Raw genomic sequence first — 20,539 nt, 5'->3', positions numbered from 1 at the left:
AAATACTCCCATAGGCAGGGATCAACGGCGACTCGCCGGAGGGCCAGTCCGCCATGTGAGAAGCATTGTCCAGCAGGTGGAGGCACGGGTGTAAGGTTTCAGACATGACTTGTCGCCACGCGTTTATCGAGCCGGCTCCAGGAGGGCCGGTCGGCGGATAGCGACCACCTGGAGTCGGCAGAGGCAGAGACGCCCCGTCTCTGCCTTTTTGGTTTTCCACGCCGGTTCCGGAGAGCCGGCCCGAGCGAGGGATCGAGATGTCATCGACCTTGGAACGGCACGCGGTGGCGGTGGGCGAGCTGCTCGTGGGCGAGGGGCCCGCCGTGGTGATCGACGGCCGGGTGAGCCTGCGGGAGCGCCACGGGCGGGCGGACGCGTACGAGATGCTGCGCGATAGGGCCGCGCGGTCGGCCCCGCTGCTGGTGGAGCCGCTCTCGGCGACCGACCTGCCGGCCATCGCCGCGCTCGCCGGCGCGGTGGTGGTGGGATCGTCGTGGACGCGCGACATCCCGCTGGTGCGGGCGGCGGCCGGGCTGGGCCTGCCGGTCGTGGTGGAGCGACGGGCCGCGGGGACCCTGGAGGAGTGGCTGGGGCTGGCCGACTACTGCGCGGCCGAGGGGGACGGGCAAGTGATCCTCTGCGAGGGGCCTTCGCTGGATCTGGGGTTGATGCGGGCCGCGCGGGTGGCGTCCGGGAGGCCGGTGCTCGCCGACATTTCCCGAAATGTCGGGCTATCTGCCGCAGCGGTCGCCGCCGGCGCCGACGGCCTCCTCCTCCCCGCGCCCTCTCAGCGCGCGGGCAACCCGGCATCCTCCTCCGGCAACCGCGCCGACGCTTCCACGCGGCCCGGCGGCGCAGGGGGCGCCGGTTACCGGAACGGCGGGACGGACTCCGCGGGCGTCCTGGCTCGCGAGTTCGCGGCGGCGGGCGGAGACGGGCTGCCGAAAGTCATGACGGACCCCGGGGCGATCCCCGAAGCCGAGGAGGCGGCGCTGCGGGTGGCCGAAGAGGCCGTGACCGTCGTGGGCGCCCTGCTCCGCCCTGAGGAGCCGGCCACGCTGCCGGAGTGCAGGGACGCGATCGACCGGGTGGACGCCGCCCTGGCGACGCTGCTGGAGCGCAGAGCCGCGCTGGCGGGCACCGTCCAGCGGATCAAGCCCGTCGGCGGCTTCGCCGGGCGCGACCTCGACCGGGAGCGCGCCCTCGTGAGACGAATGGCGTCGCGCGCGCCGTCGCTGGGGGAGCCGCGGCTCGCTCCCATCATGAACGCCGTCATCGAGGCAGGCCTCCACCTGGCCGAGGAACGCGCCCGCCGCTGAGCGCGCGGGCGCCGGAGTGACGGGGTCAGGGGGTCGTGACGCGGACGTTGTGCATGGGCCGGCCGGGCCCCTTGGCGATCTGGCGGGTGATGAGGTCGGCGAAGCGGCGGTAGCCGGCGCCCGTCGGGTGGTAGCTGCGGGCGTTGACCGCGAGGTCGCCCATGTCCACGTGCAACCCGTTGAGATACGGCTCGGGCCGCCCCACCTCGTGTCCGGAGAAGGCGTCGTAGGCGTCCACGTACTCCACGCTGCCCGGCGCCTCGAAAGCGGCGAGCATGCGGTCGAAGCCGGCGGCCACCGTGCCCACCGTGTCGTTGAGGCGGCGCGTCATGCTGTTGAGCCACCGCTGGTCCTGCGGGCTGAGGTTGTCGACGGTGCGCACCGGGTTCGCCGGGAACGGCCGCGGGTAGCCGAGGACGATGACGCGGGCTCCCGGCGCGCGTACGCGCAGCTCCCTGAGGACCGTGAGGACGCTGGAGCGCAGTTCGTCGATGCGGCGTCCGACGGCTGTCTCCTGCTCGACGCAGGCCGACGAGCCGGGCAGCTTGACGATGCAGCCCGTGAGCACCTTGGTGAAACCGGCGTCGTTGCCGCCGATGCTGAGCGTCACCAGGCTGGTCTCCGGGCTGACCCGGCTGACCTGGGGTTGCCGGCCGTGCTGGCCCGACAAGAGGTCGGTCGTGGTGGCGCCGCTGCAGGCGAAGAAGGCGGTGCCGCCGCCGAACCGGTAGGCCCTGGCCACGAGCGGCACGTACGAGCCCGTCGCGCGGTGGCAGCGGTCGGCGCCGTCGTTGACCGGCCGCTCGTCCAGGTCGTAGACGCCCTCTCCGGAGGAGTAGGAGTCGCCGAGCGCGACGTACGCGCCGCTCTGCGCCACCTCCACGGGCGTCAGCCGCGTCACCTGCGGCAGCCGGCCGGTCGGCTCCTGGGTGGTGGGGCAACCCGCGTCCAGCATGGCGCAGGCCAGCTTCTCGAAGACGCCCAGCGGCAGGCAGGCCAGGGCCAGCGCGACGCCGAGTGCGGCCGCGGCGACGGTCCGGGCGATCCTCCGTTTCGCCTCGTCCAGCGTGTCCTCCCCGAACGATCACTCCAGCATGCGCCATCGAGCCTACCCAGCCGGTGATCCATCCGGGCGGCCCGCGCGGCCGATATCCTGGCCGGGCGACGCGGTGGCGGGCGATGACCCCGGAGTGTCGGCCGGGCCGACTAAAGTCGGATCGCACAACCCGTCGAGGCCAGGAGGCGCCGCTCCATGTCGTCCAGCGACTCGTTCGTCCATCTGCACGTACACACCGAATATTCGATGCTGGACGGGGCCGCCCGCCTCAAGCAGATGTTCAAACAGGTCGGCGAGCTGGGCATGCCGGCGATCGCGATCACCGACCACGGCAACATGCACGGCGCCTACGACTTCTACAAGCAGGCCACCGCCGCCGGCATCAAGCCGGTCATCGGCATCGAGGCCTACGTCGCGCCCGAGCTGCGCCACAACAAGAAGCCCGTGCTGTGGGGCGAGCCGCACCAGAAGAGGGACGACGTCTCGGCGGGCGGCTACTACACCCACATGACGATCTGGGCGCGCAACAAGGCGGGTCTGCACAACCTGATGCGGTTGTCGTCGCGCGCCTACACCGAGGGGTTCGTCCGCAAGTGGGCGCGGATGGACGCCGAGATCCTCGCCGAGCACGCCGACGGCCTGATGGCCACCACGGGCTGCCCGTCGGGCGAGGTGCAGACGCGGCTGCGGCTCGGCCAGTACGACGAGGCGCTCAAGGCGGCCGCGAAGTTCCAGGAGATCTTCGGCAAGGACAACTTCTACCTGGAGATCATGGACCACGGCCTCGACATCGAGCGCCGGGTCCGTGACGGCCTGACCCGAATCAGCAAAGAGCTCGGCATCCCGCCTCTGGTCACCAACGACTCCCACTACACCTACGAGTCCGACTCCGCCTCCCACGACGCCCTGTTGTGCATCCAGACCGGCAAGCAGCTGTCCGACCCCGACCGGTTCCGCTTCGACGGCAGCGGCTACTACATCAAGACCGCCGACGAGATGCGCGCGGTCGACTCCTCCGATCTGTGGGCCGAGGGTTGCCGCAACACGCTGCTGGTCGCCGAGAAGGTCGACCCGACCGGGTTCTTCGAGTTCAAGAACCTCATGCCGACCTACCCCGTCCCTGAGGGGATGACCGAGGAACAGTACTTCCGCCAGGAGGTGTGGAAGGGCCTGGAGCGGCGCTTCCCCGGGGGCGTCGACGAGGAGCACCGCGCCTGGGCCGAGAAAGAGCTGGGCGTCATCATCCAGATGGGGTTCCCGAGTTACTTCCTCGTGGTCGCCGACTTCATCATGTGGGCGAAGAACAACGGCATCCGCGTCGGTCCCGGCCGTGGGTCCGCGGCCGGCTCGCTGGTGGCGTACGCGCTGGGCATCACCGACCTCGACCCCATCCCGCACGGCCTGATCTTCGAGCGGTTCCTCAACCCCGAGCGCGTGTCCATGCCCGACGTCGACATCGACTTCGACGAGCGCAGACGCGGTGACGTGATCCGCTACGTGACCGAGAAGTGGGGCGCCGACAAGGTCGCCATGATCGCCACTTTCGGCACCATCAAGGCGAAGGCCGCCATCAAGGACGCCGGCCGCGTCCTGGGCTACCCCTACGCGCTCGGCGACCGCGTCTCCAAGGCGTTCCCGCCGGCCGTCATGGGCAAGGACATCCCGCTGTCGGGCATCTTCGACAAGGACCACCCGCGCTACGCCGAGGCCGGCGAGTTGCGCAAGCTCTACGAGGAAGACGTCGACGTCAAGGCGACGATGGACCTCGGCAAGGGCCTGGAGGGCCTGATCAGGCAGACCGGCGTGCACGCCGCCGGCGTGATCATGTCGGCCGAGGTGCTGACCGACTACATCCCGATCATGCGCCGTGACTCCGACGGCGCGATCATCACGCAGTTCGACTATCCGACCTGCGAGACGCTCGGCCTGCTGAAGATGGACTTCCTGGGCCTGCGCAACCTGACGATCATCGACGACTGCCTGAAGATGATCGAGTCGACCAGCGGCGAGAAGATCGACCTGCTCGAGCTGCCCCTCGACGACCGCAAGGCCTACGAACTCCTGGCGCGGGGCGACACGCTGGGCATCTTCCAACTCGACGGCGGCGGCATGCGCTCGCTGATGCGGCTCATGCGCCCCGACAACTTCGAGGACATCTCCGCCGCCCTCGCGCTCTACCGGCCCGGCCCGATGGGCGCCAACTCCCACACCAACTACGCGCTGCGCAAGAACGGCCAGCAGGAGATCACCCCGATCCATCCCGAGCTCGAAGAGCCGCTGAAGGAGATCCTCGACACGACCTACGGCCTGATCGTCTATCAGGAGCAGGTCATGGCCATCGCCCAGAAGGTCGCCAACTACTCGCTGGGCGGCGCCGACCTGCTGCGGCGGGCGATGGGCAAGAAGAAGAAGGCCGAGCTGGACAAGCAGTTCGTGACCTTCGAGAAGGGCATGCAGGACAACGGCTTCTCCGCCGCGGCCATCAAGGCGCTCTGGGACATCCTGCTGCCGTTCTCCGACTACGCCTTCAACAAGGCCCACACCGCCGGCTACGGCCTCGTCGCCTACTGGACCGCCTACCTCAAGGCCAACTACCCCGCCGCCTACATGGCCGCGCTGCTGTCCTCGGTGAAGGACGACAAGGACAAGTCGGCCCTCTACCTCAACGAGTGCCGTCGCATGGGCATCAAGGTGTTCCCGCCGGACGTCAACGACTCCGACTTCGACTTCACCCCGCGCGGCACCGACATCCGTTTCGGTCTGTCGGCCATCCGCAACGTCGGCGCCAACGTCGTCGACGGCATCATCATCGCCCGCAGGGAGAAGGGCCGCTTCGCGGACTTCAAAGACTTCCTGCGCAAGGTGCCGGCCATCGTCTGCAACAAGCGGGTCATCGAATCGCTGATCAAGGCGGGAGCGTTCGACTCGCTCGGCCACGTGCGCAAGGGCCTGGTCATGGTGCACGAACAATCCGTCGACGCGATCATCGACATCAAGAAGAACGAAGCCATCGGCCAGGACTCCCTGTTCGGGGCGATCGAGGGCGGCGAGGACCAGACCTTCGACGTGCAGATCCCGCTGGGGGAGTGGGACAAGACCACGCTCCTGCAGTTCGAACGCGAGATGCTCGGCCTCTACGTGTCCGACCACCCGCTGTTCGGCGTCGAGCACATCCTCGCGGCGGGAGCCGACTGCTCGATCGCCGCCGTCCAGGACGAAAGCCGCTCCGACGGGCAGGTGGTGACCGTGGGCGGCATCCTGAGCGGGGTGCAGCGCAAGGTCACCAAGAAGGGCGACACCTGGGTGCTGACCCAGCTGGAGGACCTCGCGGGCTCGATCGAGGTGATGATCTTCCCGTCGGCCTACCAGCTCTGCTCGACGATCCTGGCCGAGGACGCCATCGTGTTCGTCAAGGGGCGCATCGACAAGCGCGAGGACGTCGCGAAGATCATCGCCATGGAGGTGACGGCCCCCGACCTGAGCCAGGAGGCGGGCGGGCCGCTGCTGGTGAGCCTGCCCCTGACCCGCTGCACACCCCCGGTGGTGGGGAGGCTGAAGGAGATCCTGACGACGCATCCGGGCACGTCCGAGGTGCACCTGCAGGTGCACAACGGGCCCAGGACGACGGTGATGCGCGTCGACGACCGCCTCCGCGTGACGCCGTCCCCCGCCCTGATGGGCGACCTGAAGGAGCTGCTCGGCCCGGCCTGCCTGGGCGCCTGACAGATCTTTCTCTTTACGGCTTTTACGGCTTCGCGCGGGAGGGCCCACCCGGCGCACGCGGCCGGGCCCTGTCCAGGGTGACGCTCACCGGGTGTGCGTGGCGGGCCGCCGTGACGCGCGCCCCGTGGGCCGTCCGCGTGCGCCACGGGTCGGCCCGGCCCGCATGGCCGGTCGGGCGGCGCACAGGGCGTCCTTACGGGGATCAGGCGGGACGGTGGCGGCCCCCGGACGGGGTGGTGAAGGAACCGGCACGTCAGCAGCGGGGTGGGCCCGCGTCCTTGAGGTGGAGGGCGAGGCGGGTCCGGTCGGGAAGGCCGAACTTCCGGAGCAGGCTCGAGACATGATTCTTCACCGTGCCTTCCGCGACCAGCAGGCAGGCCGCGATCTCCCGGTTCGAGGCCCCCGCGGCGAGCAGCCTGGCCACCTGCGCCTCTCTTGATGACAAGCGCTCCGCACCGCGGAGCACGGCCGGCGGCGCCGACGTGCGGCGGATCTCGGCCACCAGCCGCGCGGCCACCGTCGACGCGAGCACCGTCTCGCCGCGGCCGGCCCGGCGTATGGCGTCGACGAGGTCCTCGGGCGTGCAGTCCTTCAGGAGGTAGCCGACGGCCCCGCCGCGCAGCGCGCCGAAGATGTAGTCGTCCTCGTCGAACGTGCTCAGCACGATCGAGGCCACACGGGGGTGCCGGGCCGCCAGCCGGGTGATGAGCTCGACGCCGTCCATCCTGGGCATCCTGGCGTCGACCAGGGCCACGTCAGGGCGGCACGTCCCGGCGACCCGCAGGGCGTCCTCTCCGTCGGCGGCCTCCCCGACGACCTCGATGCCGTTCTCGATCTCCAGCATCTTCCGCAGCCCCTGCCGGATCAGCTCCTGGTCGTCGGCCAGCAGCACCCTGATCACGTTCATGGCACGGCCGCCGTGACCCGGGCGGGCAGCTCCGCGCGCACCTCGAAGCCCCCGCCCGGCCGGTCGCCCGCGGTCAGGGTGCCGCCCACGGCGTGGGCACGTCCGGTGAGGGAGAGCAGGCCGAAAGCGTCGCGCGCCTCCCGTCCGCGGCCTGCGCCGTCGTCGGCCACCGTCAGCACGACGCGGTCGCCGTCGCAGGCGAGCGTGCCGCGCACATGGCGGGCACCCGCGTGCCGGACTGCGTTGGTCAGCCCTTCCTGCAGCACGCGGTAGAGCACCAGCTCCACGTCGGGTTCGAGGGCCGGCTCGTCCCCGACGACCTCGAAGGACACTGCGAGGCCGGTGCCGTCGAACGAGGCCGCCAGCCGTTCGAGGGCCGTGCTGCTGACGTGACCGTCGAGCGCCAGTGGCCGCAGCGCGCGAACCCAGCGGCGGGCGTCGGCCAGCGCCGTCACGGTCAGCGCCTTCGCCTGGCTCACTTCGTGCCAGGCCTCCTCGGGACGGTGGATGCGGAATCGCTCGGCGTTCTCCAGACCCATCTTGATCACCGTCAGGTGGTGGCCGATGGAGTCGTGCATCTCCGCGCCCATCCGCGCGCGTTCCTGGGCCACGGTCAGCTCCCTGACCCTGGCCGCCAGCCGCTGCGCTTCCGTCCGCCTGCGCCGCGCCTTCAGCACGGCCGACGCCATGCCGAGAACGAAAGAGGCGAACACGACAATAGTGACGGTCTGCACGGCGGCGTCGAACACGCCACGCTCGAACACCGTCACGACGGAGGCGAACAGGGCCAAGCAGAGGCAGCCGACGATGACGGCCGCTGTCCGCATGCCGAAGACGAACGCCACGTTGGCGACGGCTATGAGCGTCAGCAACTGATGCACTTCGGCCGAGCCTGCCGGGCCGAGCGTGAAGGTCGCCGGCAGGAACACCACCGCCGCGACCCGCCCCCACCGGCCGGTACGCCACGCCTGCCCGCCGAACCGCCGTCTCCCGTCGCGCCGGATCGTTGTGCCGGGGTTCGGTGTGACGTCGGGCCGGGATGGTGCGTCAGGGTTTGGTCTGCTGCCTGGCCGGAAGGTTGTGCCAGAACGTGGTCTGCCGCCGGGCGGCGAGGTTGTGCCGGAACGTGGTCTGCCGCCGGGCCGGGATGCCGCGCTGCAGCTCGGCCCGCCGTCGCGTCGCCAGGGGAGGAGCGGCCACAGCACGGCGACGAGTGCCAGGTTGAGCACGAACACCACGGACCAGGACTCCCCGTTGTAGACCACGTGGGCGATCCCGGTGGCCGCGAGCACCACCCAGAACACGACGTTGAACAGGATCGGCCGGTCGGGGTCACGCAGCCAGACCAGGGAACGCAGCATGCCGACGACCCTAGTTTTCCGCGGCGGCCCTGTGATCCTCCCTGAGGGCCATGCCGATGGTCATGGTGGAATCAACCCACGGCCCGATGTGCCGGCACCGCCCGGTTACTTAACGTTGCGGCCTATGAAAGTCACCCACCCCGTCTGGGCCGTGCTGATCACCTGCGTCGCCATGTTCACGCAGATCCTCCTCGGCGCCGGGCCCGCCATGCTGCTGCTCGACTCCGGCGATGCCCTCTACCGCCCGCTCGGCATGATCGGCATCACACTGGCCTCGCTCGGGCTCGTCCATGTGATCCGCCGGCTCGGCCGCCAGACCTGGCATGGCGTGGGGCTCACGAGATCCTGGAGGGCCGTGCCGCACCTGCTGCTGGGGGTCCTCGCCGGCGGGGCCGCGGTGGCCGCGGCCGGCGTGCTGGCGGTGACGGTCGGCGCGGCCACCTGGGTTTCCTCGGAAAGGGCCGGTGCCGACCTGTCTTTCCTGCCGCTCTCCATCGCCTTCGCCCTGCTCAGCCAGGCGTTTCCCGAGGAGTTGTTGTGGCGCGGCCACCTCTACGACACGTTGTCCGCGCGGATGTCCCCGAAAGCCGTGCTGATCGTGGTGTCGGTGGGCTTCGGTTTACTGCACATCGTCTCGCAGAGCGCGGCCGACACGGTCGCCGAGCGCCTGCTCTACGTGCTCCAGGCAGTCGGTCTCGGCTTCGCCTGCGCGGCGGCACGGTGGCGCACCGGAGCGGTGTGGATGGCGGTCGGCGTGCACACCGGACTTCACGTCGGCCACCTCGTGGTTCCCGTCCTGCCCGTGCACTTCGGTGTGCACGTCGTCATCCTGGCCTGCACGCTCACCGTCACCGCGCTGCTCATCATGGCTGGGCGGCGGCCGACAATCACCGGTGCGGGCAGTGGGCAGACCTTGCCGTCGCCCTCGCACGGCCGGTGAGGCAGGATCGCAGGGTGAGCGAACTGCACTACCTGACCGCGACCGAGCTGGCACACCTGATCAGGACCAGGCAGGTGAGCGCCGTGGAGGTCCTCCAGGCCTGCCTCGACCGCATCGAGCAGGTCAACCCGCACGTCAACGCCATCGTCACCCTGGTCGCGGAGCAGGCGATCGAGGCGGCCAAGGCGGCCGACGCGGCCGAGCCGAAGGGCCCGCTGCACGGGTTGCCCGTAGCGCACAAGGACCTCGTCGACACCGCGGGCATCCGCACCACCTACGGCTCGCCGTTGTTCGCCGACCACGTGCCGGCCGCGGACGACCTGGTCGTCGAGCGGCTGCGCGCCGCCGGCGCCATCACCGTCGGCAAGACCAACACCCCCGAGTTCGGCACCGGCTCTCACACCGTCAACGAGGTGTTCGGCGCCACCAGGAACCCCTACGACCTGTCCAAGTCCGCCGGAGGCAGCAGCGGTGGGGCCGCCGCCGCCCTGGCCACCGGCATGGTTCCGCTGGCCGACGGGTCCGACATGGGCGGCTCGCTGCGCAACCCCGCCTCGTTCTGCAACGTCGTCGGCCTGCGTCCCACCCCCGGCCGGGTGCCCGCCGTGTCCGACACCGCCGCCTGGTACACCCTGTCCGTCCAGGGGCCCATGGCCAGGACGGTCGACGACCTCACGCTGATGTTCTCGGCCATCGCCGGGTTCGACCGCCGTTCCCCCTACTCGATCAGGGAGGTCTTCGCTCCGGAGCCGGAGGAGGGCGTGGCGGGCCTGCGGGTGGCGTGGAGCCCCGACCTGGGTGGATTGCCGGTCGACCCGCGCACGGCGGCGGTGACCGCGACGGCCCCGGCCGTGTTCGAGCGGCTGGGAGCCAGGGTCGAGGAGGTGGAGCTCGACCTCTCCGGCGCGGAGGAGGCGTTCAGAACCTACCGGGCGTGGAACTACGCGCTGTCCTTCGGCGACCTCAGCGGCCTCGGGCCCAACACCGCCTGGAACGTCGAGCGGGGCCGTGAGGTCACCGGGGCCGCCCTGGCGACGGCCGAGCGTGCCCGCAGCCGCCTCTACCAGCGCATGGCCGCCTTCTTCGACTCCTTCGACGTGCTGATCGCGCCGGTCAGCCAGGTGCCGCCGTTCCCCGTCGAGCAGCCCCATGTCAGCGAGATCAACGGCGAGCGGCTTCCCGACTATCTCGCGTGGATGCGCTCCGCCTACTGGATCAGCGTCCTTCATGCGCCGGCGGCGTCCGTGCCGGCCGGGTTCACGACGGACGGCCTGCCGGTGGGGGTGCAGATCGTGGCACGGCCGTTCGAGGACGCCCGGGTCCTGCGCGTCGCCCGCGCGTTCGAGCGGGCCACCGGCTACGGCCGGCGCCGCCCCCCGCTCTGAGGGGCGGGCTTGGCATCGGCCGGTGGTGTCCGCCGTGGTGACGGGTTCCCGCGACGGCCTGGCCGCCGTTGCGGGGGTGACCGGTGCCCGCCGGTCTCAGGGCAGGTCGCCGTACGGGTGCCGCAGCGGCGACTCCTGGTATCCGTGCATGCCCTCCAGCAGCCCGAACAGCCCCACCGCGAGCAGTGGCCAGGACACGAGCACTCCAGGGGCGGTCAGCTCCAGCGCCCCAGGGACGACTTTGGCATCGGGCAACACGGCGGCCTCGACCATGACGGCTCCGATGGTGAACGTCGACCCTGTCCACAACGTCAGCAGCGCTCCCAGCACCCCACCCGCGCCGAGCCCGAGCAGCACCGGCAGCATGAATCTGCGGGCCGCGAACCATGCCACCCCGCCGCAGAGCAGCCCCAGCCCGCCCGTGATGACCGCGAACCAGCCGTCCGCCGCGATCAGGGCCTGCGTGGACGGATCGGCCAGCACGGATTCGCCACCTGCCGTGACGGTGTACGGGGCCCGCGGGGAAACGCCTGACCAGAGCAGCCCCGCGGCCACCCCGAGAGCAGCGAGTGTGAGGACAGTTACCGCAAAAGCGCGTACTTCCCTCGTCACGCCACTCCCCTTCACATGTGCGTCCGAATCAGCTCGATGGTATCCCCCGGTTAGGCTCACTTCGTGATTGCAGAAGAGGTCTGGCTGATAGAACCCTCGGGTCCGCTCCGGGGAGACGTCGAGGTGCGCGGTTCCAAGAACGGCGTGTCCAAGCACATGGTCGCCGCCATGCTGGGCAGCGGCGAGAGCAGCATCCACAACGCGCCCGACGTGGGCGAGGTCGAGATCACGGCGGCCATGCTGCGGGCGCTCGGCATCAACGTGGAGATCTCTCGCACGGAGATCAGGATCGCGCAGGGCCCGGAGATCGAGCCGCGGGTGCCCGACGCGTTCACCGGCCTGAACCGCATCCCCATCCTCATGCTGGGCCCGCTGCTGCACCTGGCGGGGGAGGCGTTCGTGCCGCTGGTCGGCGGCGATCCGATCGGGCGGCGGCCGGTGAACTTCCACGTGGAGGCCCTGCGCGCGATGGGCGCCGAGGTGGAGGTGGGCGACGCCGGCATCTTCGCCAAGGCCAAGCGGCTCAACGGCACCCGGATCGAGCTGCCCTACCCGAGCGTGGGCGCCACGGAGACGGTGCTGATGTCCGCGGTGCTGGCCGAGGGCAAGACGGTGCTGAAGAACGCCGCGATGGAGCCCGAGGTGGTGGAGCTGGCGCTGTTCCTGCAGCGGATGGGGGCGAGGATCGAGCTCTCGCCCGACCGCAGGATCGTCATCGAGGGCGTCGAACGGCTGCGCGGCGCGTCCACGTGGCTGAACGGCGACCGCATCGAGGCGTTCTCGTACCTGGCGGCGGGCCTGATCACGCAGGGTGAGGTGCGGGTGCACGGCTGCCCGCAGGACCGCCTGGTCACCGCGATCACCACGCTGGCCAGGATGGGCGCGCAGTTCGACATCAACGACGAGTACCTGTGCGCAACCGCGCCGCCCGAGGGCCTGCGCGCGGCCGCCGTGCAGACCGACACCCATCCCGGCTTCATGACCGACTGGCAGACGCCGCTGATGGTGCTGTTCACGCAGAGCCAGGGCATGTCGGTGCTGCACGAGACGGTCTTCGAGAACCGCCTGGTGTACGTGCCCGCGCTGCAGCGGATGGGCTGCGAGATCGAGGTGTTCGACCAGTGCCTGGGCGGGCCCGCCTGCCGCTACCACGACACCAACGCCCGCCACTCGGCCGTCGTGCGCGGCGTGTCCCAGCTCAAGGGCGCGGATGTGACGCTGCCCGACATCAGGGCGGGCTTCTCGGCGGTGCTGGCGGCCGCGGTGGCCGACGGTCCCTCCACGCTGCGCGGCGTGCACCACATCGAGCGGGGCTATCACCGGCCGTTCGAGCAGTTCGCGTCCCTGGGTCTGGACATCCGCAGGAAACGGTAAAGGATCACGGGCAGGCGTTTGCCGTCGATCCGGTCGTTGCAGATCGTCTAAGTGACCGTACTCAGATCCGTCGGTGCGCTCGGACTGGCGGGAGCGCTCGGTGGAGTGCTGACGGCGGCACTGGCCGTGCCCGCCGTCAGCGGGAGTGGCATGGCCGCCAAGAACGTCGCGAACACGTTCCTCGACCTGCCGCCCGCTCCGCGTGAGGAGCCGCTCGCGCAGGTGACCAGGCTGCTGGACAAGGACGGCCGCCAGTTCGCCCAGTTCTATGAGGCCAACAGGACGAACGTCCGGCTCGGCGCGGTCGCCCCGGTGATGCGCCAGGCGATCGTGGCCATCGAGGACGCCCGCTTCTACGAGCACGGCGGGCTCGACGTCAGAGGCACGTTCCGGGCGCTGCTCACCAACACGCAGGCCGGCGGCATCCGGCAGGGCGGCTCGTCGCTGACGCAGCAGCTGGTCAAGAACATCCTGGTCGAGGGCGCGCGGACGGAGGCCGAACGCGACAAGGCGCGCGCCCCCAACCTGGCGCGCAAGATCACCGAGCTGCGGCTGGCGCTGGCGCTGGAGGAGAAGTACCGCAAGGACGAGATCCTCGAGCGCTACCTGAACATCGCCTACTTCGGCGCCGGCGCGCACGGCGTGGAGGCGGCGGCCAGGCGTTTCTTCTCCACCTCGGCATCCAGGCTGACCCTGACCGAGGCGGCCACGCTGGCGGGCGCGGTGCGGATGCCGTACTCGACCGATCCTTCGCTCGGAGGGGAGCATCGGGCGCGGTTGAAGGCGCGGCGCGACCTCGTGCTCGACCGGATGGCCGGGCTGAAGCTGATCACGCAGCGGCAGGCGACCGACGCCAAGAACGCGCCGCTGGGTCTGCGGCTCCGCCCGGAGCCCGGCGGCTGCGCGCAGAGCGCGTATCCGTTCTTCTGCCTGTACGTGCAGCGCGAGCTGCTGTCGAACCCCGTCTTCGGCAACACCGCCACCGAGCGGCGCAGGCGCATGGCCAGGGGAGGGCTGGTGATCAGGACGAGTCTCGACCCGATCGCGCAGCACGCCGCCGAGCAGGCCATCCGCCGGTACGTGTCGCCGGAGGACACCGAGGTTGCCGCCGAGGCGATGGTGGAGCCGCGTACGGGGCGGATCAGGGCGATGGCCGCCAGCAAGGGGTTCGGCCGCAACCCCGGCAACCGCAAGAACGGCCCCAAGACCACCTTCAACCTGCCCGCCGACACGGCGCACGGCGGCGGCCAGGGGTTCCAGGCCGGTTCCACGTTCAAGGCCTACACGCTGGCCACGGCGCTCAAGCAGGGGTGGCGGTTCGGCGACGGCTTCAAGACGCCGGGGGCCCTGGTGCCCGGGCAGGGTTACCGCGACTGCGCCGGCCGGCCCGTGAACGACCCGAACACGCGCATCCTCAACGCCAGCGGCGAGGGGGAGGGCGGCCCGCACAGCATCGAGACGGGCACCTGGAAGTCGGTGAACATCTTCTTCATGATGCTGGAGCGCAAGGTCGGCCTCTGCAACGTGGTGAAGACGGCCAGGTCGCTCGGCGTCGTCAGGGCCGACGGGGAGCCGCTGAAGGAGGTGCCGACGTTCACCCTGGGCGTGAACGAGATGGACCCTGTGACGGTGGCGGCGTCGTTCGCGACATTCGCCGCGAGGGGCCGCTACTGCCGGCCGCTGGCGATCGTGGAGATCGTCGGCAGGGACGGCCGGCGCACCCACGTGCCGCCCTCATGCGAGCAGGTCATCGAACGGCCGGTCGCCGACGCCGTCAACTACGTGCTGGAGGGCGTGTTCACCGAGGGCACGATGAAGGGCCAGGGCATCGGCCGTCCGGCGGCGGGCAAGACGGGCACCAACAACGGATACACCTCGGCGTGGTTCGCCGGGTACACGCCGGCGCTGGCCGCGGCGGTCAGCGTCGGGGACATCCGGGGGTCGTACCGGTTCCCGCTGACGGGGGTGAAGATCGGTGACCGCTATTACGGCTCGGTGCAGGGGGCATCGCTGCCGGGGCCGATCTGGGTGGAGTCGATGCGGCCCGCGCTGCGCGAGGTCCAGCCGCGCGGATTCCCGGGGCCGGACATGTCCCGCTTCGGCGGCGGCCACACGCCAGGTCTGGAGGAGGCGCTGGCCGAGGAGGAGCGTCGTGAGGGCCGGCGCGGCGACCGCCACGCCCGCGGGCCCCGCCATCTCTTCGAGTGGCTGCTCGGGCGCAGGCCGCGGCGGGTGGAGATCACGCTGCCGGGCCGGGACCGGCACGACGGCCGCCACCGGGACCGGCCCCGGCGGCGGAACTAGTCTCAGCCGGTCCTGCCGATCGGGGCGGTGACGGCACGGGTGAGCGTGACGAGGTTGTCGGGCGCGGTCTCGATCTGCAGGCCGCGCCTGCCCGCCGAGAAGAAGATCGTCTCGAAGTCGAGAGCCGAGGAGTCGACCACCGTCGGGAGCTGCTTGCGCTGGCCCAGCGGGCTGATGCCGCCCACGACGTAGCCGGTCACCCGCTCCACCTTGGCGGCGTCGGCCATCGCCGCCCGCTTGCTGTCGAGGGCGCTGGCCAGCGCCTTGAGATCGAGCTTGCCCGACACCGGCACGACCGCCACGGCGAGCCCGCTCTCGACCTCCGCCACCAGGGTCTTGAAGATGCGTTCGTACGGCACGCCGAGCGCGTCGGCGGCCTCCTCTCCGTAGGCCTGCGCGGAGGCGTCGTGCGCGTAGGGATGGAGCGTGAACGCGGCCTTGGCCTTGGTCAGCGCCACGGTGGCCGGGGTGCCGCCCTTGCCTTTCGAACTACTCACGACACCCGATTGTAGCGAATCTACAATGTAAAGGCGCGGCCGGGGGTGTACCCGAACGCCCGCCGGAACACGTCGATGAAGGCACTCGCCGAAGCCCATCCGCACCGGTGGGCCACGGCGGTCACGGAGACGCCGTCGGCCAGCAGCAGAAGCGCGTGGTGCAACCGGAGCTGGGTGCGCCACTGGGGGAAGCTCATGCCGAGCTCGCGTCGGCACAGCCGGGCCAGCGTGCGCTCGCTGGTGCCGGCCTGGACGGCGAGCCGGGCCAGGGGGCTGCCGTCGGCGGGGTCGCGGTGCAGGGCCGCGCAGACGGCGGCCAGCCGGGGGTCGCGGGCGGCGGGCAGGTGCAGCGGCTGCTCGGGGGCGCGCCTGAGCTGGTCGAGCAGCACGGCGCGCAGCCGTTCCCGCTCGCCGCCGACCGGGCCGTCGTCGCCGGTGCAGGCGATGATCAGCTCGCGGAGCAGGGGGCCGACCGCGAGCACCGCGGGGCGGTCGAGGCCGAGCGGGTTGTCGGAGAGCCCCACCAGGCGCAGGTCCGTGTCGCCGCGGGCGCGGTGCTCGTGGACGGTGCCGGCCGGGATCCAGATGGCGCGGCTGGCGGGCGCCACCCAGATGCCCGAGCCGGTGGTGACGGAGAGCACGCCGCGGCAGGCGTACACGATCTGGTGGGTGTCGTGCCGGTGCGCGTCGATGCCCGCGCCCGGGGCCAGGGGCCGCCGGCCGGTGGGCGCCTCGGGCGTGTGGCGGATCTCCGACATTGATTGGCAATTTATCGGAAGCGCGCCAGTCACGCCATGTGCAGGATCGGAGCGTGAACAGGATCCCCTCGCTCGCCGCCGGCCACGCGGCCGTCGACTTCTACCAGGGCGCGGTGCCCGCCCTCGTGCCCTTCCTGGTGGCCGAGCGCGGGTACGGCTATGTCGCCGTCTCCGGCATCGTGCTGGCCGCGACGTTGTCGTCGTCGATCGTGCAGCCGCTCTTCGGCGTCCTGACCGACCGGTGGCGCATGCCCTGGCTGATCCCGGTGAGCATGGTGGTCGCGGGCGCCGGGGTGGCGTTCGGCGGCGTGACGGACTCCTACGTGCTGACCTGGCTGGCGGTGGCGCTGTCCGGGCTGGGCGTGGCGGCCTACCACCCGGAGTCGGCACGGCTGGCCAGGGTCGCCAGCGAGGGCAGCCACGTCCGGATGAGCTGGTTCTCGCTGGGCGGGACGCTGGGCTTCGCCTGCGCTCCCGTGCTGGTGACGCCGCTGCTGGCGGTGTGGGGGCTCGGCGCGTCACCGTTCCTCGCGGCGCCGGCGGTGCTGGGGGCGGTGGTGACGCTCCCGGCGATCCGGGCGCTGTCAGGGACCGGTCCCGTGGCGCGCACGGCCGTGCCGGTCTCCCGCCGGGACGACTGGCCGTCGTTCGCCCGGCTGACGCTGGTGATCGTGTTCCGCTCGGTCGTGTACGTCGGGCTGAGCGCCTTCGTGGCCCTCCACATGGGGGGAGGGGCGGCCGGGGCGGTGGCGTTGTTCGTGTTGTTCGCCGGCGGGGCGGTGGGCACGGTGCTCGGCGGCCGGCTGGCGGCCCGCTGGGGACGGGTGCGCACGATGGCCCTGGCCTACCTGCTGGCGGTCCCCGCCGTCGCCGGCGTGGTGCTGGTTCCAGGGCCGGTCGCGTACGCCTTCGTCGCCGCCTCGTCGATCGCCCTGTACGCCCCGTTCTCGCTGCACGTGACGCTGGGTCAGGATTTCCTGCCGAGCAGGGTCGGCACGGCCAGCGGCGTGACCCTGGGGCTGGCGGTGAGCGTGGGCGGCCTGGCCAGCCCGCTGGTGGGCGCGGTGGCGGAGGCGGCGACGCTGCGGGTGGCGCTGGCGTGCCTGATCGTGTTCCCCGTGCTGGCCTGGCTGCTGGCGCGCACGCTCAAGGAACCCGCCCTCGACCCGGCCACCTGACCCCTACCCGTCACTCGCCCCCCACCTGAGCCCGCCGGGCGGCGTGCCGCCCGGCGCGTTCGCCTCAGCGGCGGGTCTTGAGCCGTACGGTGCCGGTGTTGTCCTTCTGCGAGGGGTCGAGGGCGGTCGACGTGACGTGCCCGACGACGCGCAGGGGTGCGCGGGCGTCCCGGGCGACGGCGATCGTGGCCGTGATGCGCACCGGCCGGCGCGGGTGGATCTCGGCGATCGTGCAGGAGGCCTTGGCGGGCTCGCGTACGCAGGTGGCCCCGCGGGTCGCCGTGAGGGTCGCACCGGCCGGCAGGGTGAGCGTGACGGGGACCCGGGCGGCGGCCATCAGGCCGCGCAGTTCGACGGTGGCCGTGACGGTGACGTCGGAGCCGCGCCTGACCGGCCGGTCGGGCCCGCTGAGCTTGACCGACAGTGCGTCGTACACTCCACGCGGGTCGGCCTGGCGCACGATGGCGCCGTAGCCTTCGGCGTTGAGCGCGTTGGCGACGGCGTTCCCTGCCGCGTAGCCGTCCTCCTTGCCCGCCGACAGCACCCCGACCAGGTCTCTGGTGCCCTGGACGAGCCACGGCCCGCCGCTGTGGCCCTTGTGCAGGTGGCAGTTGTGCGTCTCCAGCCGGCCCGGCCGCGAGGTCGTGGCCGCGGGCAGAGCGGCCGGCAGGGAAGCGGGCAGGGTGGCGCCCAGGACCATGCCGGTGGCCTGGCGGGTGCGGCCGAGGCACCAGAGCTGGTCCCGGCCGTCGTACGGCCGCCTGCCGAGCACGCCGGGGTAGCCCATGGTGGCGATGGTGTGCCTGCCGCCCTGGCTGCGCATCGGGGTGAAGGCGCCGACGGCCTTCTGGAGGGTGCGCTTGCGGGTGCCGACCTCGATGAGGGCGATGTCGTGGACGGAGTTCCAGTCGCCGCCGGTCAGGCCGGTGTAGCCGTCGGGTTTCCACGCCCGCCGGCCGCCCCACCGCCCGTACGGCTCGCGCTTCTTCACCGTGGCCGCCCGCCCGTCGTAGGCGGGGACGAACGCGAAGCGCCGGTGCCAGCGGCCGGTCGTGGCGCCCGCGGGAACGCTGTAGACGCAGTGGGCGGCGGTGACCACGAGTTGCTGCGCGGCCGAGCGGACGACGGAGGCGCTGCAGGAGTCGCCGTGCCCGCCGGAGTTGACGAAGAAGAGCCTGCCGGTGATCCGGCTGGTGGCCGCGCGCGTGTACGGGCGCGGTACGCGGGCGTACCCGTTGGCGTCGCTGCCCGGGGTGAGGCGCTTGGACGCGGGCACGCTGTGCCGCCGCGCCCCCGCGAGGTTCGCCGTCGCCGCCGGTGGTGCGCCGCGCCTTCCTGCGGAGCCGTCCGGCGGTCCGGCGGCGGCGTCGGCGGCGGCCTGCCGTTCGGCGGTCCAGTAGCGCACGGCGTGTTCCGGGCGCATCGGCGGTGACGACACGGCGCCGGAACGGGCCTGCGCCTGGGCGGGCGGGCGGATGGGGGTGACCGTGCGGACGGCGGGCGGGGCCGGCGTGAGGGACAGCCACACCAGCGTGGCCACCACGATGACCAGTGTCTTCGGCACAGCGCCCCTCCCGGACACGTCGATACCTCAGATCACTCTAAGTCACCATTTGTAAACAAAGTGTAGTTTGCGGGTTTGCCTGTCACCCTGTCAGCCCGCGGCCGCGTCCGTCCCCGGCGGGGCCATTCCGGCCGTACGGGCCTCGGACGGCTCGCGGTCGGGGCGCAGGCCGCGCCAGGACGGGTGGCGCAGCCTGCCGTCGCCGGTGACCTCGGCGTACTGCACCTCGCCGACCACCCGTGGATCCACCCAGCGCGCGTCCCGGGCGTCCTCGCGCGGCAGCGGCTCGTCGAACGGCGGATCACGCCGCTCCAGCGGCGTCAGGCGATCGCGCAGGTCGCGGAGCATGGCCTCGGTGAACCCGGTGCCGACGTGCCCCACGAACCGCAGCCGCCCGCGCGGGTCGTACGCGCCGAGCAGCAGCGAGCCGATCGTGCCGGAACGCCGCCCGCCGCCCGGCTTCCACCCGCAGATCACGACCTCGGCGGTGCTGACGTTCTTGACCTTCGTCCATTCGGCGCTGCGCCGGCCCGGCCGGTACGGCGACCTCATCCGCTTGCACACGACCCCTTCGAGCCCGAGCCGGAGGGAGGAGTCGACCGCCTGCCCGGCCTCGCCGGCGAACCAGACGGGCACCTGCCACCGGTAGCCGGGCGTGAGCGTGCTCTCCAGCAGGTCCCTGCGTTCGGTGTACGGGCGCGCGATGACGGTGTCGTCGCCGAGGTGCAGGATGTCGAACGCCATGAACGTCACCGGCGCCGTCCTGGCCAGCTCGGCCACGATCCGCGGATTGCGCTGGTGCATCCGGGGTTGCAGCGCCTCGAAGCTGGGCCGTCCCGCCTCGTCGAACGCGACGATCTCGCCGTCGACGACGGCCGCGCGCCGGCCGGTGGCGCTTCCCATGAGCTGCAGTTCGGGGTAGGCGGGGGTGATGTCCTTGGCGTTGCGCGACATCAGGCGTACGTGGCCGTCCTCGATGTAGGCGAGCGCGCGTACGCCGTCCCACTTCATCTCCACGGCCCAGCCCGCGCCCTGGACGGCGTTCAGGGTGCCGAGCTGGGCCAGCATGGGCCTGTAGGCAGGCAGCCGGACCATGGTGCAGGCCGTACCCCCTCCGGCGGGCCGGCAGTGGCCGACGGGGGTCTACAGATGGTCAAGAGGCGCGTTCTCCACCAGGTCGGCCAGGTCGACGCCGTGCTCGCCGAGCTCGGCGACGGTGGCGCAGTAGCCGCGCAGGTAGCTTCTGCCGTTGACCTGGTGGGAGACGCGCAACAGCGGGCGATCATCGAGGATGATCGCCTCGACCAGGATGCCGCCGGGGCCGTGCCACTGTCCCATGCCGGAGAGAGTAAATGAACCGGACATACAGGACAAGCGATATGAAACATCTCGCCCCGTTCGTGGTGGGAAGGTGGCGGGTGGCCCTGCCGTTCCGTGCGGGGTCCGTGACACGCGGACGGCGTAAAGGTCCGTAACGTTAAGTTTCCCCTGTCATGAGATTTCCGGGCATGGCGCGTTAATGATGGCCCGACTGGGGCAGCTAGGGAGAGCTCTGGCTTT

The 20,539-nt window shown here is 71.3% G+C and carries 16 protein-coding genes; 7 read left to right on the top strand and 9 right to left on the bottom strand.

Annotation, left to right across the window (positions count from 1 at the left end; genetic code table 11):
* The first annotated feature begins 257 nt into the window (after positions 1-257).
* Positions 258-1,319, top strand: coding sequence for a chorismate mutase (locus ACTWPV_RS11545; RefSeq protein WP_443151738.1), 1,062 nt, complete (start codon positions 258-260; stop codon positions 1,317-1,319).
* Positions 1,320-1,344: 25 nt separating this feature from the next.
* On the opposite strand, the gene ACTWPV_RS11540 is transcribed toward ACTWPV_RS11545, so the two are convergent.
* A complete protein-coding gene (locus ACTWPV_RS11540) occupies positions 1,345-2,274 on the bottom strand; it encodes an SGNH/GDSL hydrolase family protein (RefSeq protein ID WP_443151737.1) in 930 nt (309 codons plus the stop codon).
* Positions 2,275-2,571: 297 nt separating this feature from the next.
* Here ACTWPV_RS11540 and dnaE point away from each other — a divergent pair, with 297 nt between their 5' ends.
* The gene (gene dnaE, locus ACTWPV_RS11535) at positions 2,572-6,099 is read left to right on the top strand and encodes a DNA polymerase III subunit alpha (protein ID WP_443151736.1); all 3,528 of its coding nucleotides are present in this window, start codon (positions 2,572-2,574) and stop codon (positions 6,097-6,099) included.
* Between the two features lie 253 nt (positions 6,100-6,352).
* Here the strand turns inward: dnaE and ACTWPV_RS11530 are convergent, their stop codons facing one another.
* On the bottom strand, positions 6,353-7,006 hold the full coding sequence (locus tag ACTWPV_RS11530; RefSeq protein WP_443151735.1) for a response regulator: 654 nt from the start codon (positions 7,004-7,006) through the stop codon (positions 6,353-6,355).
* Complete coding sequence (locus tag ACTWPV_RS11525) at positions 7,003-8,367, bottom strand: sensor histidine kinase (RefSeq protein ID WP_443151734.1); 1,365 nt, start codon at positions 8,365-8,367, stop codon at positions 7,003-7,005. The genes ACTWPV_RS11530 and ACTWPV_RS11525 overlap by 4 nt, the downstream gene beginning before the upstream one ends.
* 124 nt (positions 8,368-8,491) lie before the next feature.
* Between ACTWPV_RS11525 and ACTWPV_RS11520 the strand changes: the two genes are divergently transcribed.
* On the top strand, positions 8,492-9,307 hold the full coding sequence (locus tag ACTWPV_RS11520; RefSeq protein WP_443151733.1) for a lysostaphin resistance A-like protein: 816 nt from the start codon (positions 8,492-8,494) through the stop codon (positions 9,305-9,307).
* A gap of 14 nt (positions 9,308-9,321) precedes the next feature.
* Entirely contained in the window at positions 9,322-10,692 is a 1,371-nt protein-coding gene (locus ACTWPV_RS11515) for an amidase (RefSeq protein ID WP_443151732.1), read from the top strand.
* A 96-nt stretch (positions 10,693-10,788) separates the two neighbouring features.
* Here the strand turns inward: ACTWPV_RS11515 and ACTWPV_RS11510 are convergent, their stop codons facing one another.
* Positions 10,789-11,175, bottom strand: a complete 387-nt coding sequence (locus ACTWPV_RS11510; protein ID WP_443151731.1) for a hypothetical protein — start codon at positions 11,173-11,175, stop codon at positions 10,789-10,791.
* Between the two features lie 192 nt (positions 11,176-11,367).
* On the opposite strand from ACTWPV_RS11510, the gene murA reads away from it, so the two are divergent.
* Both murA and ACTWPV_RS11500 read left to right on the top strand, forming a co-directional pair.
* Entirely contained in the window at positions 11,368-12,678 is a 1,311-nt protein-coding gene (gene murA, locus ACTWPV_RS11505; protein ID WP_443151730.1) for a UDP-N-acetylglucosamine 1-carboxyvinyltransferase, read from the top strand.
* A 51-nt stretch (positions 12,679-12,729) separates the two neighbouring features.
* Positions 12,730-14,982, top strand: coding sequence for a transglycosylase domain-containing protein (locus ACTWPV_RS11500; RefSeq protein WP_443151729.1), 2,253 nt, complete (start codon positions 12,730-12,732; stop codon positions 14,980-14,982).
* Between the two features lie 2 nt (positions 14,983-14,984).
* Here the strand turns inward: ACTWPV_RS11500 and ybaK are convergent, their stop codons facing one another.
* Both ybaK and ACTWPV_RS11490 read right to left on the bottom strand, forming a co-directional pair.
* Positions 14,985-15,479 (bottom strand): Cys-tRNA(Pro) deacylase, encoded by a 495-nt coding sequence (gene ybaK / locus ACTWPV_RS11495; protein WP_347642779.1) that lies wholly within the window; start codon positions 15,477-15,479, stop codon positions 14,985-14,987.
* A gap of 20 nt (positions 15,480-15,499) precedes the next feature.
* Positions 15,500-16,237: an AraC family transcriptional regulator gene (locus ACTWPV_RS11490; protein ID WP_443151728.1), complete on the bottom strand. Its 738-nt coding sequence runs from the start codon at positions 16,235-16,237 to the stop codon at positions 15,500-15,502.
* Positions 16,238-16,290: 53 nt separating this feature from the next.
* Between ACTWPV_RS11490 and ACTWPV_RS11485 the strand changes: the two genes are divergently transcribed.
* Positions 16,291-17,415: an MFS transporter gene (locus ACTWPV_RS11485; protein ID WP_443151727.1), complete on the top strand. Its 1,125-nt coding sequence runs from the start codon at positions 16,291-16,293 to the stop codon at positions 17,413-17,415.
* A 64-nt stretch (positions 17,416-17,479) separates the two neighbouring features.
* On the opposite strand, the gene ACTWPV_RS11480 is transcribed toward ACTWPV_RS11485, so the two are convergent.
* From ACTWPV_RS11480 to ACTWPV_RS11470, 3 genes are all read right to left on the bottom strand, one after another.
* A complete protein-coding gene (locus ACTWPV_RS11480) occupies positions 17,480-18,979 on the bottom strand; it encodes a trypsin-like serine peptidase (RefSeq protein ID WP_443151726.1) in 1,500 nt (499 codons plus the stop codon).
* Between the two features lie 90 nt (positions 18,980-19,069).
* Positions 19,070-20,074 (bottom strand): non-homologous end-joining DNA ligase, encoded by a 1,005-nt coding sequence (ligD, locus tag ACTWPV_RS11475; RefSeq protein ID WP_443151725.1) that lies wholly within the window; start codon positions 20,072-20,074, stop codon positions 19,070-19,072.
* 48 nt (positions 20,075-20,122) lie between these two features.
* Positions 20,123-20,317: a hypothetical protein gene (locus ACTWPV_RS11470; protein WP_347621519.1), complete on the bottom strand. Its 195-nt coding sequence runs from the start codon at positions 20,315-20,317 to the stop codon at positions 20,123-20,125.
* Positions 20,318-20,539: the final 222 nt, after the last annotated feature.

This window comes from Nonomuraea sp. KM88, assembly GCF_052245635.1.
Classification (GTDB): domain Bacteria; phylum Actinomycetota; class Actinomycetes; order Streptosporangiales; family Streptosporangiaceae; genus Nonomuraea.
This window is presented reverse-complemented; position numbering and strand designations above follow the sequence as displayed.

Coding starts and splice junctions, on each gene's coding strand:
- ACTWPV_RS11545 (WP_443151738.1), top strand. CDS start 258: ATGTCATCGACCTTGGAACGGCACGCGGTGGCGGTGGGCGAGCTGCTC.
- ACTWPV_RS11540 (WP_443151737.1), bottom strand. CDS start 2,274: ATGCTGGACGCGGGTTGCCCCACCACCCAGGAGCCGACCGGCCGGCTG.
- dnaE (WP_443151736.1), top strand. CDS start 2,572: ATGTCGTCCAGCGACTCGTTCGTCCATCTGCACGTACACACCGAATAT.
- ACTWPV_RS11530 (WP_443151735.1), bottom strand. CDS start 7,006: ATGAACGTGATCAGGGTGCTGCTGGCCGACGACCAGGAGCTGATCCGG.
- ACTWPV_RS11525 (WP_443151734.1), bottom strand. CDS start 8,367: ATGCTGCGTTCCCTGGTCTGGCTGCGTGACCCCGACCGGCCGATCCTG.
- ACTWPV_RS11520 (WP_443151733.1), top strand. CDS start 8,492: ATGAAAGTCACCCACCCCGTCTGGGCCGTGCTGATCACCTGCGTCGCC.
- ACTWPV_RS11490 (WP_443151728.1), bottom strand. CDS start 16,237: ATGTCGGAGATCCGCCACACGCCCGAGGCGCCCACCGGCCGGCGGCCC.
- ligD (WP_443151725.1), bottom strand. CDS start 20,074: ATGGTCCGGCTGCCTGCCTACAGGCCCATGCTGGCCCAGCTCGGCACC.
- ACTWPV_RS11470 (WP_347621519.1), bottom strand. CDS start 20,317: ATGGGACAGTGGCACGGCCCCGGCGGCATCCTGGTCGAGGCGATCATC.